General features: G+C 58.9%; 13 protein-coding genes. 4 read left to right on the top strand and 9 right to left on the bottom strand.

What is annotated here, in order from left to right:
• Positions 1-7 precede the first annotated feature (7 nt).
• The 7 genes from addA to regB all read right to left on the bottom strand — a co-directional run bounded on the left by addA (position 8) and on the right by regB (position 11,573).
• Entirely contained in the window at positions 8-3,346 is a 3,339-nt protein-coding gene (addA, locus tag BM352_RS02195) for a double-strand break repair helicase AddA (protein ID WP_090211941.1), read from the bottom strand.
• A complete protein-coding gene (gene addB, locus BM352_RS02190) occupies positions 3,343-6,282 on the bottom strand; it encodes a double-strand break repair protein AddB (RefSeq protein WP_090211938.1) in 2,940 nt (979 codons plus the stop codon). Before addB ends, addA begins: the two co-directional genes overlap by 4 nt.
• Complete coding sequence (locus BM352_RS02185; RefSeq protein ID WP_245780890.1) at positions 6,275-6,970, bottom strand: nucleotidyltransferase family protein; 696 nt, start codon at positions 6,968-6,970, stop codon at positions 6,275-6,277. Before BM352_RS02185 ends, addB begins: the two co-directional genes overlap by 8 nt.
• Complete coding sequence (locus BM352_RS02180) at positions 6,963-7,982, bottom strand: aminoglycoside phosphotransferase family protein (RefSeq protein WP_090211936.1); 1,020 nt, start codon at positions 7,980-7,982, stop codon at positions 6,963-6,965. Before BM352_RS02180 ends, BM352_RS02185 begins: the two co-directional genes overlap by 8 nt.
• Positions 7,983-8,507, bottom strand: a complete 525-nt coding sequence (gene tsaE / locus BM352_RS02175; RefSeq protein WP_090211934.1) for a tRNA (adenosine(37)-N6)-threonylcarbamoyltransferase complex ATPase subunit type 1 TsaE — start codon at positions 8,505-8,507, stop codon at positions 7,983-7,985.
• Positions 8,508-8,550: 43 nt separating this feature from the next.
• The gene (locus BM352_RS02170; RefSeq protein ID WP_175500606.1) at positions 8,551-10,119 is read right to left on the bottom strand and encodes a PAS-domain containing protein; all 1,569 of its coding nucleotides are present in this window, start codon (positions 10,117-10,119) and stop codon (positions 8,551-8,553) included.
• Positions 10,120-10,184: 65 nt separating this feature from the next.
• Positions 10,185-11,573: a sensor histidine kinase RegB gene (regB, locus tag BM352_RS02165; RefSeq protein WP_090211928.1), complete on the bottom strand. Its 1,389-nt coding sequence runs from the start codon at positions 11,571-11,573 to the stop codon at positions 10,185-10,187.
• 98 nt (positions 11,574-11,671) lie between these two features.
• On the opposite strand from regB, the gene BM352_RS02160 reads away from it, so the two are divergent.
• The 3 genes from BM352_RS02160 to BM352_RS02150 all read left to right on the top strand — a co-directional run bounded on the left by BM352_RS02160 (position 11,672) and on the right by BM352_RS02150 (position 13,250).
• On the top strand, positions 11,672-12,292 hold the full coding sequence (locus BM352_RS02160; RefSeq protein ID WP_090211925.1) for an SCO family protein: 621 nt from the start codon (positions 11,672-11,674) through the stop codon (positions 12,290-12,292).
• Between the two features lie 89 nt (positions 12,293-12,381).
• The gene (locus BM352_RS02155) at positions 12,382-12,936 is read left to right on the top strand and encodes an ActR/PrrA/RegA family redox response regulator transcription factor (protein ID WP_090211922.1); all 555 of its coding nucleotides are present in this window, start codon (positions 12,382-12,384) and stop codon (positions 12,934-12,936) included.
• Positions 12,933-13,250 (top strand): hypothetical protein, encoded by a 318-nt coding sequence (locus BM352_RS02150; protein ID WP_090211919.1) that lies wholly within the window; start codon positions 12,933-12,935, stop codon positions 13,248-13,250. Before BM352_RS02155 ends, BM352_RS02150 begins: the two co-directional genes overlap by 4 nt.
• Here the strand turns inward: BM352_RS02150 and BM352_RS02145 are convergent.
• The gene (locus BM352_RS02145) at positions 13,240-13,488 is read right to left on the bottom strand and encodes a DUF6552 family protein (protein ID WP_090211916.1); all 249 of its coding nucleotides are present in this window, start codon (positions 13,486-13,488) and stop codon (positions 13,240-13,242) included. The genes BM352_RS02150 and BM352_RS02145 overlap by 11 nt on opposite strands.
• A complete protein-coding gene (locus BM352_RS18890; protein ID WP_175500605.1) occupies positions 13,482-13,646 on the bottom strand; it encodes a hypothetical protein in 165 nt (54 codons plus the stop codon). The genes BM352_RS02145 and BM352_RS18890 overlap by 7 nt, the downstream gene beginning before the upstream one ends.
• A gap of 103 nt (positions 13,647-13,749) precedes the next feature.
• Here BM352_RS18890 and BM352_RS02140 point away from each other — a divergent pair, with 103 nt between their 5' ends.
• A complete protein-coding gene (locus BM352_RS02140; protein WP_090211914.1) occupies positions 13,750-14,637 on the top strand; it encodes a LysR family transcriptional regulator in 888 nt (295 codons plus the stop codon).
• Position 14,638 lies beyond the last annotated feature (1 nt).

The raw sequence follows: 14,638 nt of genomic DNA, 5'->3' as shown, positions 1-14,638 counted from the left end.
GATGGCGTCAAGATGTATGGGCTGCGACCAGTGCGCGCCTCACGATGTCGTGCGGTAGGACAGAAAGTTGCGCCGTTTGGGTCCAAAGGACTGCTACGTCTACGGTTTTCTCCGGATATAGCTGCTCAAGCATTTCCAGATAGGCCCCCATCTGAGCGAGAAGGCCCGACGGTGTTTTCTCTGGCGCGCTTGGGACGACAGTGTTGGACTTGAAATCGACCGCGAGGATTCGGTCTCGGTCGATGATCAGGCGATCAACCGTCCCCAACACCGCCCGCCCGCCAATCGAGGGCAATTTCGCCGTCAATGTGATTTCTGCCAGCGTGCCCTTTGCGAAAACGTGGGCCAGCGAAGGCTCGCTTAGGACGGCCTGCGCCAATGGCAGTAGATCTTCGTTATTCGGGCCATAGCGCCCAAGCCGGTTCGCCAACCCGACTGGGTCGGCCGCGCCGGGCAAATGCTCCAGCAATCTATGCAATGCAGTGCCGCGGGTTTTGGCGTCGTCTTCCGACAAGGCCATGCCACTGGGATCCGCGAGCGCTTTAGGGCCATCGAATTTCGAGGGCGATAATGGTTCAGTCGCGGCAACTGGCGCGGCGGCTTCGGTTTCCGCCCATTCCGGCAAAGCGTCCCGGACTTGTGGTGCTTTGGCGTCGCGTCGGGGTAAATCATCTGGCCATTGCAGATGTTCTAGCCGGCCGCCAGTCGCTCCCATGGCCGCCATACCGGCCTCCGCGACAGCATACCAGCCGCCGTCCTCAAGCTTGGCCGGCTTGCCCGCACCGCACACGATCAGCCAACTTTCAGCGCGGGTCATAGCAACGTAGAGGAGCCGCATCCGTTCTTCGAGCTGGCGGGTTTTGATGTCGTGTGTCAAGTCGATCTGAACTGGTGGCAGGTCTTCGGATTTGGCCTTCCATAGCGCCACGCCATTTCGGTCCAGAACGTCATCACGCACCGAGTTCCGTACCTGCCCTGTATCCGGCAGAATAACAATCGGTGCTTCCAACCCCTTGGCCCCGTGTACCGTCATCACCCGGATCGCGTCTCCGGCGCTGTCCATTTGGCGTTTGATCGTGACTTCGTCGCGGGCCAGCCATTCCAGAAATCCCGTCAGCGATGGAATATCCGCGCGCTCATACGCCATTGCCTGATCAAGCAGTGCAGCAATGCCTTCGTCCGCTTCCATGCCAAGCCGCGCCAAGAGCTTCTCACGTCCATTGTGGCGGGTCAGGGCCCGCTCCAGCAAATCATAGGGCCGAAGATAGTCGGCGTTGTCGCGCAGGTCTTTGAGCATGTCATAGACGGAACCGAAACGTGCTTTTTGATCTTCAAGTGCGGCTCTTAGGTAGTTGGCGCGGCCATGGGCCAAGTCGAACAGCTCCGCTTCAGAAAGGCCGCAAAGCGGGGAGCGCAGGACCGCGGCAAGCGAAAGATCATCCTCTGGCGTCGCGAGATAGCGCATCAAAGCGGTCAAGTCTTTCACGCCAAGCTCTGCGCCAATTCGCAGCCGATCGGCTCCGGCCATCGGCAGGCCCGCATCCTTACACGCACGAATGATCTCGTGGAATAGGGTCGATCTACGCTGCACTAGGATCAGGAAGTCGCCAGCTTCAATCCGGCGTGTCTTTTCGACGTCCCGTCCATCCTCTCGCTTGATCTCGGTGATCTGGCCGTGAAGCAGTCGATCTTTGATGGTGGCGGCAATCTGGCGGGCAAGTATGACCGAGTGATGGTCATCCCCCACGGTATCAACGGGGTCGAACCAATCTTTCTTTTCGGCTTTCTCGGTCTCGTCGACCCAGTCCCACAGGTCCACTCGCCCGGGCAGGTCTTCCTTGAACGCGACATGCTCAACGCGATCTCCCATCCCGCGCTTCAGATCGCCGGTGAAGCTGGCATCTACCAGATCCAGAACCGCCTTGGACGACCTGAAGGAATGTAGCAAATCCTGTCTCTGCAACGGTTGGCCGATTGCCGATAAAGACTCGTCAAAATGGGCCCGCATCGCTTCGAACGCATCCGGGTCGGCCCCTTGGAAGGAGTAGATCGATTGCTTCTGATCCCCGACCACGAAGATCGTACGGTCCGTATCCGCCCGCGCACCTCGGCCGGCTGTAAACTCATGCGCCAGCAACCGAACAACATCCCATTGGCGCGGGGCCGTGTCTTGAGCTTCGTCCACTAATATGTGGTCAATTCCACCATCAAGCCTGAACAGCACCCAAGCAGCAACATTCGGGTCGGTAAGCAGGGCGCGGGCCTTCAGGATCAGGTCGTCAAAGTCTAGCCAGGCGCGTGCCTGCTTATGCGCCTCTAGCCGTGGCAAATAGGCCCGCGCGAACTGATGAAGCGCCAGGTTGCGGCGATGCGCGTCCAATGCTTGCCGCATCGGGCGGGCCTCGGAGATGCGCAATCTCAAGGCATCAAAAGGGTCTAACAAGGCGCCGAGTGCTTGCTTCGCGTCTTTGGTGGGGGGGTACGTTCGCGGATGGCCGGCAGATTTCCCTTTCGCAGTAAGGAACAATTTTTCGAGCTGCGCTATCAAGAACAAGTTGGGGGTGGAGCAGTCCAGCAATGCCAAACTCTCACCTAGTTGAACATCTGATTTGCCTATGCAGCCCTGAAGCACAGTAGCGACATCGCGCAAGAGTTCTGCTTCGGCCCCGTGGAAGACTGTCTCAAGTATCATCGCCTCGTCCACACCCGTGGGTAGACCGCCTGCCTCACGCAATTCGTCCTCAGTGGCGTCCTGAGCGAATATCTCCTTCCGGCCCAGAACTTCCTGCAAGAAGCCGTCCAGTTCCGCCCCTGTGAAATGGCTCGCCAGCGCGGCCATCGCGTCTGGGGCTTCGATGGCGATCTCGTCCATCACGTCTTCCCGCAATGTCTTCGCTGCGCGATCGTCCATTTCGGTGAATGCGGGCGAAACGCCAGCTTCCAGCGGGAAGCGTCGCAGCAACGAGGCGCAGAAAGAGTGGATTGTTTGGATCTTCAATCCGCCTGGGGTCTCAATTGCTTTGGCAAACAAACGCCGCGCGTCGGACAAAACTGCGGGCGCAATGTTTGATGCGCCCAAGGCTGTCAGGCTATCACGAAGTTTGGCATCGGGCATCATTGCCCAGTCCCCAAGTCGCTGGAACAGGCGGTTCTGCATCTCGGAGGCGGCCGCTTTCGTATATGTTAGACACAGAATTTTCTCCGGCGGGACGCCATCCAACAACAGCCGTGCGACGCGATCGGTCAGCACCCGCGTCTTGCCAGACCCTGCGTTTGCAGCCAGCCACGTGGACATTTTCGGGTTCGACGCAGAGACCTGCGCCAAAGTGGCGGCGTCACGCTTCATTGACCCACCTCCATGCGCACCGCATCGTCTGTCTCATCCCATTCACCGAAACGGGCAAGGTGATCGTAGTTCTGTTCCCACCGGGCCTCGAAAACAGCACGACGGGAAGAAAACCCCTTATCAGGGTCTAAATAAGCGCTAATCAACGCCACAAGTTCGTCCCAGACCTTGTCCAGATCGCCAAACTCGAACCGGTCGCCCTCTTGATTGGGGTCGGACCCCAATCCCAGATAATCTGCGCCGATCACTTTGCGCCCTGTCAAACCTTTGAATCCGCCGCGATCGGCTATCGCTGCCAGCAGCGGCAACTGTTTATTGAAATGCTCTCGTTGGGGTTTTGTCGGAAGCGATCCGGTCTTGTAATCATACAGGAACAATGCGCCATCGGTTGCCTCGTCGATCCGGTCGGCACGGCCCTCCAGCGTGAAGTCGATCCCGTCCAGCGCGACAGCGCCTTTCTCTTCCTGCCGCAAGGGGCGGGCGTATTGGCGGCGCGTATGCTCCGTGTCGACAAACCACGGAGCCACGCGTGCCAGCTTGGCCTTCCACATGGCGCGGGTCGCGGGCCATGGCACTGTCGTGGCAAAAACCTCGTCGGCCAAATCCGTCAGGAGTTGCACAGCGTCGTCCGGCAGGTGCGTCGCGGTGTCTTTGATGAACCGCTCAAGCACGTCGTGCAGCGCCAAACCCCGCAACGGCGCATCTGCCGTGGCGTGTAGTGGATCCAGCGGGCGCAGGCGCAGGACGTAGCGGGCGTAAACGGCGTAGGGGTCGCGGATCAGGGTTTCAATCTGCGTCACCGGCAGCGATTTCGGGCGCGCGTGCACAGGTGGCACCGGTGAGGGCCGCTGGGCGGGCATCACCTGGTCTCGCGGCAGATCAAGCGTCATGGCAAGCTTGACCCAATCATCGCCGCGTTCGCGCATTGCTTTCAAAGCTGGGGCACCGCTGCCGTCCAATCCGTTCAGCAGATTGGTCAAACGGTTGATCCAGCGCGATTGAACGGTTTCAGCCTCGGCGTCGCGTTTGGATCGGGTCAGCCAAACTTCGGGTGCTGCAATCGCCTGCTGGAAATCATGTGCAGAGAGCCCGATACGCCGATCTGGCAAAAGCAGCCCAGCGTCGCGTCGCATTTGTCGATTGAGCCACGGGTCGGGCCCAGGCAGTTCTGGCCAAATTCCATCATTGAGACCTGCGAGGATCACCAGATCCGCGCCTTGAACGCGTGCTTCCAGAGTACCCCAGATCATAATACCGGCATGGGGTGCGTTCGGATCGCGAACCTCGTGCTGGTTCAGGACGAAATGCATCAAATCGCTATAATCGGCGCACGCCATTTCCCCACCAGCCGCTGCGGCCTCGCGCAGATTGCTGACGGCCTTCGCGGCCTCTTCGCCTGACGGCTTGTTCCACAATGTGCCCGCATCGCTTTTTCCCGGCCCTGCGCATAGCTTTTCGGTTAAAGCGATGTGCTGCTCCAGAAGGTCAGGCAAAGGCGCAGAGGCGCAAGATGCCAAGGCGTCCAGAATGTCCCAAAGCCAAGAGACCCATACATGCGTCTCGGTGTCAGATTCGCGCTTTGCCGCCCAAACCTCAACCTCTCGACGCGTCGGAAAAGGGGGCCCGCCGCGCAAAAGCTTCAGTTCCAAATCGCGGGTACGCTTGAGGTGATCCCCCCGATCTTCACGCGCTACGAGCGGGTGCTTCAGCAGCGCCAGCAATTTATCCGATGGCAGCTTTCGCCCCATCAGGTCTGCCGTTTGTCGCAAGATCCGGCCGCTCGGGGTTTGTGGCAACGGAATGCCCGCGCTGTCGTCCGGTTCTATTCCCCAGCGTTGTAAAGCAGCCGTGACCTGCCGCGTCAGTGTTCTGTCTGGCGAGATGAGCGCTGCGCTTTGTCCGTCTTCAGCGGCTTTACGTAGTCGCAGTGAGATGGCAAGCGCCTCGGCCCGAGCAGTGGGGGCTTCGATCAAGGTGACGGCTTCGGTTGCGGCCGCCAAATTCTCTAGATCAGGGCCTTCCAGAAGCCAGTCGTCCGTAACTGGGGCAGGGCGCAACGCCAGGGACACAAGCGCGTTGCGATCAGCTTGTGCGGGGGCGGTTGTTATCCAAAGCGGAACTTTGTCCGCAGGGATATCCAACGCGCGCAGCAGTGCGTGGAAACGATACTGCGGATGGTCCTCGCTTGTCATTTCGTCATCGAGCTGATCCCAGACCTTTTCGGGCATAATAGTGTCGAATCCGGGTAGAATTAGTGCGCCTTGTGGCAGCCTCGCGACTGCTTCCATCAGCAGCCGTGTCGTGCCACGCGATCCGGTCGAACCTGCGATGATCACAGGATGTTCGGGGGGGGACACCTCCCAACGCTTGATCAGGCGGGAAACAACGATCCGTTGCCGCGCCTCGGCGTTCAGGGGGGCGTCTGTGGCAAAGAAGTGCGTGACAAGCTCCAGAAATTTCTGGCTGCGCGCCCAGTGGGCGGAATGATCCGCAACGTCCAATTGCGCCAAAGCATCGGGATGAACGCCCTCGCTTTGCATTTCCTCCATCAACGAAGCAAGGCTGTCGGCCAGATCAAATGTATGCGCCCGTGCCGCGATATCCGGCTCTCTCTCGATTAACTTGCGCACCAGTTGTGCAATCTCAAGGCGGCGAGCAAGTGGGTTGGCGGTGTCGGGCAGATCGGCAAACACCTCGTTCTCGCCTAAATCAGTGACAAGCCGCAATTTGGGTAAAAAACTGGCGCCGCCGCGGGAAAACAACTCCTGAATACGACGTCTCATGCGCGCAGTGTTCACAAAAAGCTCGACCCGCGCCATGTCGTGTGGGGCATGGCCAGCCATAAGCTCCTGCAGACCCGCGACAAGGGCAGCGGGGAAATCCACGCCTGGAGATAGGGCGAAAACGCGTGGTTTGCCGTTGTTAGGGTCAAACATTCGGATACTGCTCCAGCATTCGTTCGGCCAGCACTATGCCGTCAGGTGTTCCTACATCTGCCAGAAAACCGGGATACTCGACCCCGAACAGTTGCCCTTCTGGCAACAACTGGTCCCACAACAGATTGAGCGAGAAGCTGGCCTCGTCAATGGCCGCAAGCCCGTCCGTATGCAGAAGTTGAGCGCCCGAATAGACCATCCCGCTGGTGTCGCGAGTTAGTCGGCCCTGTGCATCGGCGGCGAAATTTCCGGTGCGGGTGTAGCCAATCATCCGGTCTATCGGCACCAACAATAACAGCGCACCCATCTCGTAAGGACGCCAAGCATCGCGAAGACAGTCCAGCGGGTTTGGCCCTGCCCACACCGCGTCTGAGTTCAGCGTGAAAACAGGGTCTGTGCCGAGCTCTGCCAAGGCCGCTTTCAGCCCGCCGCCTGTGTCCAAAATCTCTGGGCGTTCTATCTGGAGCGAGACGTCAGGCCAGCCTGTCAGATGCGTTTCCACCATTTCCGCCTTGTAGTGCGCATTGACCACACACCGTAGATTAGCATCGCGGGTCAACTTAAGCGCATGGTCCAGAAGTGGTCTGCCCGCAACTTCAATCAGTGGTTTCGGCCTGTCCTTCGTCAATGCTCCCATGCGCGTGCCAAAGCCGGCGGCAAAAATCATTGCGGCTGTTGGGTCACCCATTGGCTGCTGCCTTGATGCGTTTGATAATCGTAGCGTCAGGTGCGGGGACGTTGGCCATGATGAATGCTCGCAGGTCAGAAAGTGCAGGATGCTTTAGATCATCCATCAAATTCCCCCAGACACGCGGCATCAGGTCGGGGTAGCTCGGCTTGCCGTCCCGCACACAGAGACGCGCAAAAACCCCTAGTATCCGCAGGTTTCTCTGGGCAGAGCACGTCGCATAGGCTGCAGAAAAATCTGCTGTTTCTGCGCCGGTTCTGTCGATGTAATAAGCGAGCATATCCCGCTGAACATCCGCAGCAACATCACGCCGCGCATCTTTCAGCAACGACGCCAGATCATAGGCGGGATGGCCCAGCATCGCGTCTTGAAAATCCAACAGCCCAACCCGCCCCGCGCCCGCACGACCCGGTAGCCAAAGCAAGTTTTCTGCGTGGTAGTCCCGTTGCACCAAAACGCCCGGTCCGTCTGCAATGCGCGACAGCATTCCGTGTACCAGTTCGGCGTAGCGTTTCCGTAGGCTGGCAGGTGTTTCGCTGCCTGTCCCGTTTGGTAGATACCAGTCCGCAAGTAGCATCGCAGTTGTCGCCATGGCGTCAGCGTCATAGGCCGAAAGCGCTGCGGGTGGCGTGGCCTGTTGTGCCACGATCAAGGCGTCAATGGCGGCGCGATAAAGCTCCGCTTCAAGGTCTGGTTTCATCTCTAAAACGCGGGCGAACAGATCGTCTCCCAAGTCTTCGATCAGCAGAAAGCCGTTGGATGTGTCCTCGGCATATATGGTCGGTGCACTCAATCCGAGACCAGTCAAGTGACGGGCAATCAAAACAAACGGGCGCACGTCCTCGCCCTTTTCCGGTGGGGCGTCCATCAGCACTGCCGGCGGCTTTTCGGTCAGATGGACACGGTCGTACTTTCGGTTGGAGGCGTCGCCAGCCAAAGGGACGCGAGTCGCTCCGTTCCAGTCGGTCGAGGCCAGAAAGATGTCGGCCAATTCACTCCGTGGTTGGGTCATTCAGCTGCTCTCCATCGCCTTTTTCAGGCTGTTTATTGTCTCGACCGGCGCCGTGATCTGTGCGTGGCGAAGCGTGAGGTCGTGTAGATCCGGGGTAAGCGTCAGCTCGATGGCGTGTTCGGGGCGCAGGTCGCCAAGCCTCTCTGGCCACTCGATCAGGCACAGGGCTGTTTCAAAGGCGTCGTCCAACCCTAGCTCAATCAGTTCGTCAGAACTGGTCAGCCTGTAAAGATCCGCGTGCCAGACATCCAGCTGTCCAAGCTCGTAGGATTGCACCAGCGTAAATGTGGGGGAAGGTACATCCTCCAGCCCGCCGTTTTTCGCCATCAAAGTCTGGATCAGGGCACGCGCGAAGAAGCTTTTTCCTGCTCCCACGGGGCCTTCCAGAAGGATACACATTCCCGATCTAGCAAGCGTCGAAAAGGCCCGCGCCAAGTGGGTCGTGGCGTCCGGATCGGCCAATTCTGTGGACCAGATCTGAAGGCCGTCGCCGGTTGTATCTGAAGCTGTCGCGGATGGTGTCATATGGCGTAGTCTTACGCCAAAGAGACCTGCCTTCAAGCGTTGATCAGGAAGAAACCGCGGCGAGCTGAGCCGAATGCGCTGGTGGCATAGTACCTTGGTGAGCTGGCATGAACCCCACAAGAGTCGCCCCTCCTGCAAGCGGTTGGAATCTGCAGGTCACCACACGGCCATTCATCAAGGTTGCAGTATCGCTCCATTCGCTGCGATCCCCCCGTTGGCTTACAAAATCCCGCGCGTCGCCCCATATCGGGTTCGGCGCGCTTTTCGTCTGCCAAAGACGTGTCGCATCCGTGATGGTCAGCTGGCTGATCGGATCCTCAGGATCTGTGCCCCAAAGCTCGTCATAGGCGGCATTGGTCATGGTGATAACGCCATCTTCGCCAAACACCGCCAAGGCTTCGGGCAAATGGTCGAGCAAGGTCTGGTTCATCGATAGTTCACGGCGGAACTTTCGGGTCAGGGTGATCTCTGCGGTGATATCTTCGAGCAAGAACGCCACCGCGCCCTCCGGATGAGGTCTACCAGTGACGCGGTAAGTTTGGCCGCTGGGCAAGTTCCATGTTTCGCAATAGGTGCCGTCAGCTGCGGATTTCTCAAGTTCGGTGATTTTCTTGCGCCAGTCCGCGAAATCGCGGCGCTCTGGCAACATGCGGGTTTCGCGCAATTGGTTGACCATATCGTAAAGGGTCGGCCGCGAGCTGAGCCAGCTCGGGTCTAGATTGGTCAGTTCCATCAGGGCGGGGTTGAACATCACCAAGGAGCGGGACCGGTCAAAGATCGCAAGACCGATGGGCAAAGCGGCGAAAGTTTGCGTTAGCGTTTGTACAAACTGGCGCAACGACTCCTCGGCTTTGACCGTCGCGCCAACATCTATGGCGAAGTTCAATGTCCCATTCCCACTGCCAAACCGTACGATCTCGTATACTTTTCTCGCACCCGATTTCATCGCCAAGGCCGATCGCTTCGGCTGTGGTGTGTCGCCTGCAGCAGTGATTGGGCCGCCATGAAATAGCTGTGCCGGTGGCCATGTGCTGTCGCTGTGTGGGATGTCGGCATTCTCGATTGTGGTGCGATAGGCCTTGTTGACCCAATCCACCGATCCGTCCGCTGTTTCGCGCCACGACAGGTAAGGCGCATTGTCGACGCTTGCGCGCAGCACCGCCAACTCGGCGGCAACAGCAGATGCTTGGTCGCTGTCTACCAGCACTTTATGCGATAGTGGCGCGTCAATACCGGACAGGCGAAGATTGAGCGAGCTTCCGTGGGTCTCAACCTCAAGCAAGGCGGGGCCGTTTTGCGTAACTTCGCTCAGTGAGAAGCTGGCATGATGTGAGGTTGAACCGTCCAGTCGTCTTTGCAGATCGGGGAAGATACGCGACAGGCGGTCAATAAGCTGATGGTAAATGTCCTCGTCCAGATCTTCGAGGCTGAGAGAGCGTCGCGCCCTAGGACAGGCCCCGATAAGCTCTCGATTTTCGAAGCGAAATTCGAGCTGGTTGGAGGCAGTGCCGCGGGGGACAGCGCGATAACTCACCCAAGAAAAGTGCATTGCAGCCCCAAGAAGGGCGCCTAGCCCTAGCGTTGCCGCCAATTCGAACAGGAGATCTGTCATCTGAGCCGTCCTTGATGCTGACATCGGTTCGTCAACGAGCAGAGCGCAGATTCCTTAAAGCTTGATTAAATCTCGATGGGTTTGTTCTCGCCCAAGGGTCTTGAGGTGCCGTCGCGTGGCTCCGTGATCACGGCAATTGGCCAAATCACCTCCGCAATGGCACCAAGTCGGGGCGCTGTCGGGTCCCTGTCGCGGCCTGCGCCATTGGCAAAACTCACCGTGGCGCCTGAGCGCTCCAGCAGCGTCTTTGCAATGAACAGCCCCAGCCCCATGCCCTCGTATTCAGGCCGAGAGGCATCTTTTTCCCGCTTGCGGCCGCGCTTTAGAAACGGGTCACCGATACGCCCCAGCAGGTGCGGCGGGTAGCCGGGGCCATCATCAAAAACCCGCACAACAACGCGCCCATCGGACCACTTGGCCTCCACCCAGACTTGTGAGGCCGCAAAGTCGACTGCATTTTGTATCAGGTTGCGTATTCCGTGAATGACCTCGGGGCGGCGGTAGATGCTTGGCGTTTTCCCAGACGTGCCGGATTTTGCACCGAACTGAAAGTGTAAAGCCTTTCCTCGGTTGGCGTGTGGTTCTGCCGCTTCGCGGATGACCGAACTCAGCGGTGCGGTGTGCAGATGCAGGTCGTCCTTTCCGGCACGGCCCATCGAATGCAGAATATCGCGGCAGCGGTCTGCCTGATCACGGATCAGTTCCGCATCCTCGCGCATTTGCGGATCCTCTAATTCATCCAGCAGCTCTGCGCTAACCAGTTTGATTGTTGCCAAGGGGGTGCCAAGTTCATGAGCCGCAGCGGCGATCACCCCGCCCAGATCGGTCAGTTTTTGCTCTCGTGACAGGGCCATTTGCGTGGCGAGAAGTGCCTTGCTCATTGAGGTCGTTTCAGCGGTGACGCGGGCCGCATAGATCCCTAGAAACCCAATGCCGATCACCATGGCGACCCAAAAGCCCACCACAAACAGTTGCGGCATGCGCAGAACAAATCCTAAGTCGCTCCGCAGTGGCAGGTAGAAATTTGCCAGCAACGTGACGAGCACGACAGCCAGCCCGCCCAGAAAAAACGTGGACCTTGCTCGCATGGTCATGGCCGACACGGTAACGGGGGCAAGGATCAGCAGCGCGAAGGGGTTGTTCAGACCTCCGGTTAGATACAGCAAGAATGCAAGCTGGCTCAAGTCGAACAGCAGGGTGATCAGCACCTCGCGTTCGGGCAGGCGATGGTTCTCGGGGTACACGAAAATGGCCACAAGATTGGTGATGACCGACGCCCCGATTGCCATAAGGCACAGCCCCATTTCGATCTTCAGGTCCAGATAGTAGCGCGCAACCAGAATTGCGCCGATCTGCCCAGAGACCGCCAACCACCTCAGAATGATAAGGGTGCGAAGCCTGACAACGCCGCCAAGGGCTTCGTTCGGGCTGAGGCCAAGCGAGGTGTTTAACATCGCGGAAATGTGACTGATAGCGTCATAATGACCGATTGATACAAGGGTGGGGATAACGGATCAACTGGGTGTCTTTGAACTGCCCACGGAGCGACTCCATGAACAAAATTTACGCGACGACGGCGTTGACTCTTGTGGTCGCAATGCTGGGTGGGACGGCCGCTTATGTGATGCTGAACGGGCAGTCCGGCGGGGAACAGAACCCGTGCGCAAGCTCGGTCGTGGCGGGTGGCGATATTGGCGGGGCGTTCGAGCTAGTAAGCGAATCCGGCGAAACCGTGACCGACAAGGACGTCATTACCTCTCCGACGCTTGTGTATTTCGGCTATACGTTCTGTCCGGATGTCTGCCCGCTGGACTCTGCGCGCAATGCAGAAGCGCTGGATTTGCTGGAAGAACGCGGCATCGACGCAAATGCTCTGTTCATTTCGATCGACCCGGAACGCGACACGCCCGAGGTCGTCGCCGAATTCACCGACGTTATGCACCCGAAGATGATTGGGCTGACAGGCACGCAGGCTCAGGTGAAAGCCGCGTCGCAGGCCTACAAGACCTACTATAAAAAGCAGGCAGGCGATCCGGAATACTATCTGGTTGATCACTCCACCTTCACCTATCTGGTGATGCCGGACACGGGTTTCGTCGAGTTCTTCCGCCGTGAAACAACACCGGAGCAGATCGCCGACTCCGTCGCCTGCTATGCAAACGCGGCCAAGTGATAACTGCGGCATTAACGCGGTAGTGTTTGACGCGCCCCCTCCTGCGACCTACACCTAACAGACGGTAGGCAGCGGGAGAGGGATTTGCCATGGGTGACAGCACTCTGAGGGAGATCGGAGCGGACAACACGCTGCTTATTGTGGATGATGATGAGCCGTTTCTGCGCCGATTGGCACGTGCCATGGAAAAGCGTGGTTTTGCGCCAGAGACCGCTGAAACAGTTGCCGCCGGCCGGGCTATCGCCACAGCTCGCCCCCCCGCCTATGCCGTGATTGACCTGCGTCTGGAAGATGGAAACGGGTTGGACGTGGTCGAGGTGTTGCGAGAGCGGCGGCCCGACTCCAAAATCGTTGTGCTGACAGGCTATGGTGCCATCGCCACCGCTGTTGCTGCCGTTAAGATCGGAGCGACTGACTATTTGTCCAAGCCTGCCGACGCCAATGACGTCACCAACGCACTTCTGGCAACGGGCGACGAGCTTCCCCCGCCTCCTGAAAACCCGATGTCCGCAGACCGCGTGCGCTGGGAGCATATTCAAAGGGTGTATGAACTGTGCGACCGGAATGTCTCGGAAACCGCACGGCGGCTGAATATGCATCGCCGCACATTGCAACGTATTCTCGCAAAGCGGTCCCCGAAGTGAGGCGCGCGCTGGCGGCGGTTTTGCTGCTGGCCGCCTGCGCGCCGGCCGCGCCAACTCCGGATCCAATCCCCTACAGTCTTGATGCGGGCGGTGTTCAGTTGTCAGACCGCCCGCAGCGGATCGACTTTGGGCGCACAGATCACTCGACAATTCCCGCCATGACCAAACTTGTAGGCCGTGCACCCACCGCCACGCAGAACTGCACGAGCGGTGGGCAACGAGTGGAATGGCCAGATGGCACCAGGTTGTTTTTCGCTGCAGGGGAGTTCCGCGGATGGGCGACGCCAACAGCCGCTGCCGGGCTTAGCTGCTAAGCAGTCCCGTCACCATTGCCGCAAGCGCAACCGCGTGGATCAGCATGATGGCACGGTCCTTCCACAAGACCCCGACAGCGAACCAGCCGACCAGGCCCACCAAGAACAGGTAGACATTGAGCGGCGTCATCCCGAAGGCGGTCGTCGCATATCCTGCGATCTGGACCAGTGAGGCCGCCCATTTCAGGGCAAATGTGGCGGCCTCACGGTCCAGCACGCTGAGAGCGGAGCTTACCAAAGGTTAAATCCATGCTTCTCAGTGTGTGGGGATATGCCGTCGCGGCGTTGAGCGCGGGGGCTACGGATATAACGGTCGGCGTTCTCTTTCAGATGGTCTGGAAAGTCCGCCCGCCGTTCGATTGCGCGAATGATGGTCGATGAAAGCAAGCTAAACATGGTGTCAGTCCTTCTATGAAGTGATGAGTCATCATCCGCTTATTGCCTTTCATTTGCACGTCAGTATAATTTTGAACATGTTAGCTCAACTTTCAATGCTCTGATGGATTGGCACGACATTCCATCGCTCTCCGCGCTTCGGGCGTTTGAGGCCACTGCACGGCATAACAGCTTTTCAGCCGCCGCTCGGGAGTTAAACGTGACCCACGCCGCCATCGCGCAGCATGTGCGCGGTCTGGAGGCGGATTTCGGGGCAGAACTGGTCTTCCGTCAGGGTGCCGGCATGGGGCTGACGGATGCGGGGCGCGCGTTGGCCTTGTCGCTTGGCGAAGGCTTTTCCACGATAGCATCGGGAGTCCGAGATATCAGAGCTTTGCGGCAGAACCGGCCTTTGACTGTCGGCATGACCCCGACTTTCGCAGAGAACTGGCTAATGCCGCGCATCGGAGCGTTCTGGACCGAGCATCCTGAAATTGAGCTGGTCTTGCAGCCTTCTTACGCCGTGGTCGACATGCGGCGCGATGGGCTCGACCTCGCGATCCGGTATGGCCACGGGGAATGGGCTGGCCTCGACACCGAGCTTTTGGTGAACGCGAATTACGTTGTCGTTGGCGCGCCTGAGTTGGCGGCGAAGGGGGAAGGGTCTTCGATGAAAGACCTGTGCGCGCTGCCCTGGGTGTTCGAGACGCAACGGCTGGAGCAACGGGTCTGGGCGCAGGAGGTTGGGTTGGATTTGTCTTGCACTCCGATCACCAAGTTACCGACGAATGCTTTGGTCCTTTCCGCTGCGCGGGCAGGCGCGGGGCTATCAATCCAAGGCCGCGCCTTGGTGGAGCGGGATTTGAAAAGCGGTAATCTCGTTTGCCTCCACGAGGCCCCTCTCTCGACGTTGGGATACTACCTTGTGACCCGCCCAGTCGCGCGTTCGGAGGCGTTGAAGATCTTTGTGAGATGGCTGAAATCGGTCGTAGCGGCAGAGGCCTCGGGCTGAT

Source organism: Litoreibacter janthinus (genome assembly GCF_900111945.1).
Classification (GTDB): Bacteria; Pseudomonadota; Alphaproteobacteria; order Rhodobacterales; family Rhodobacteraceae; genus Litoreibacter; species Litoreibacter janthinus.
Note: the sequence above shows the minus strand (reverse complement) of the source record. Positions and strands in the feature narration are given on the sequence as shown.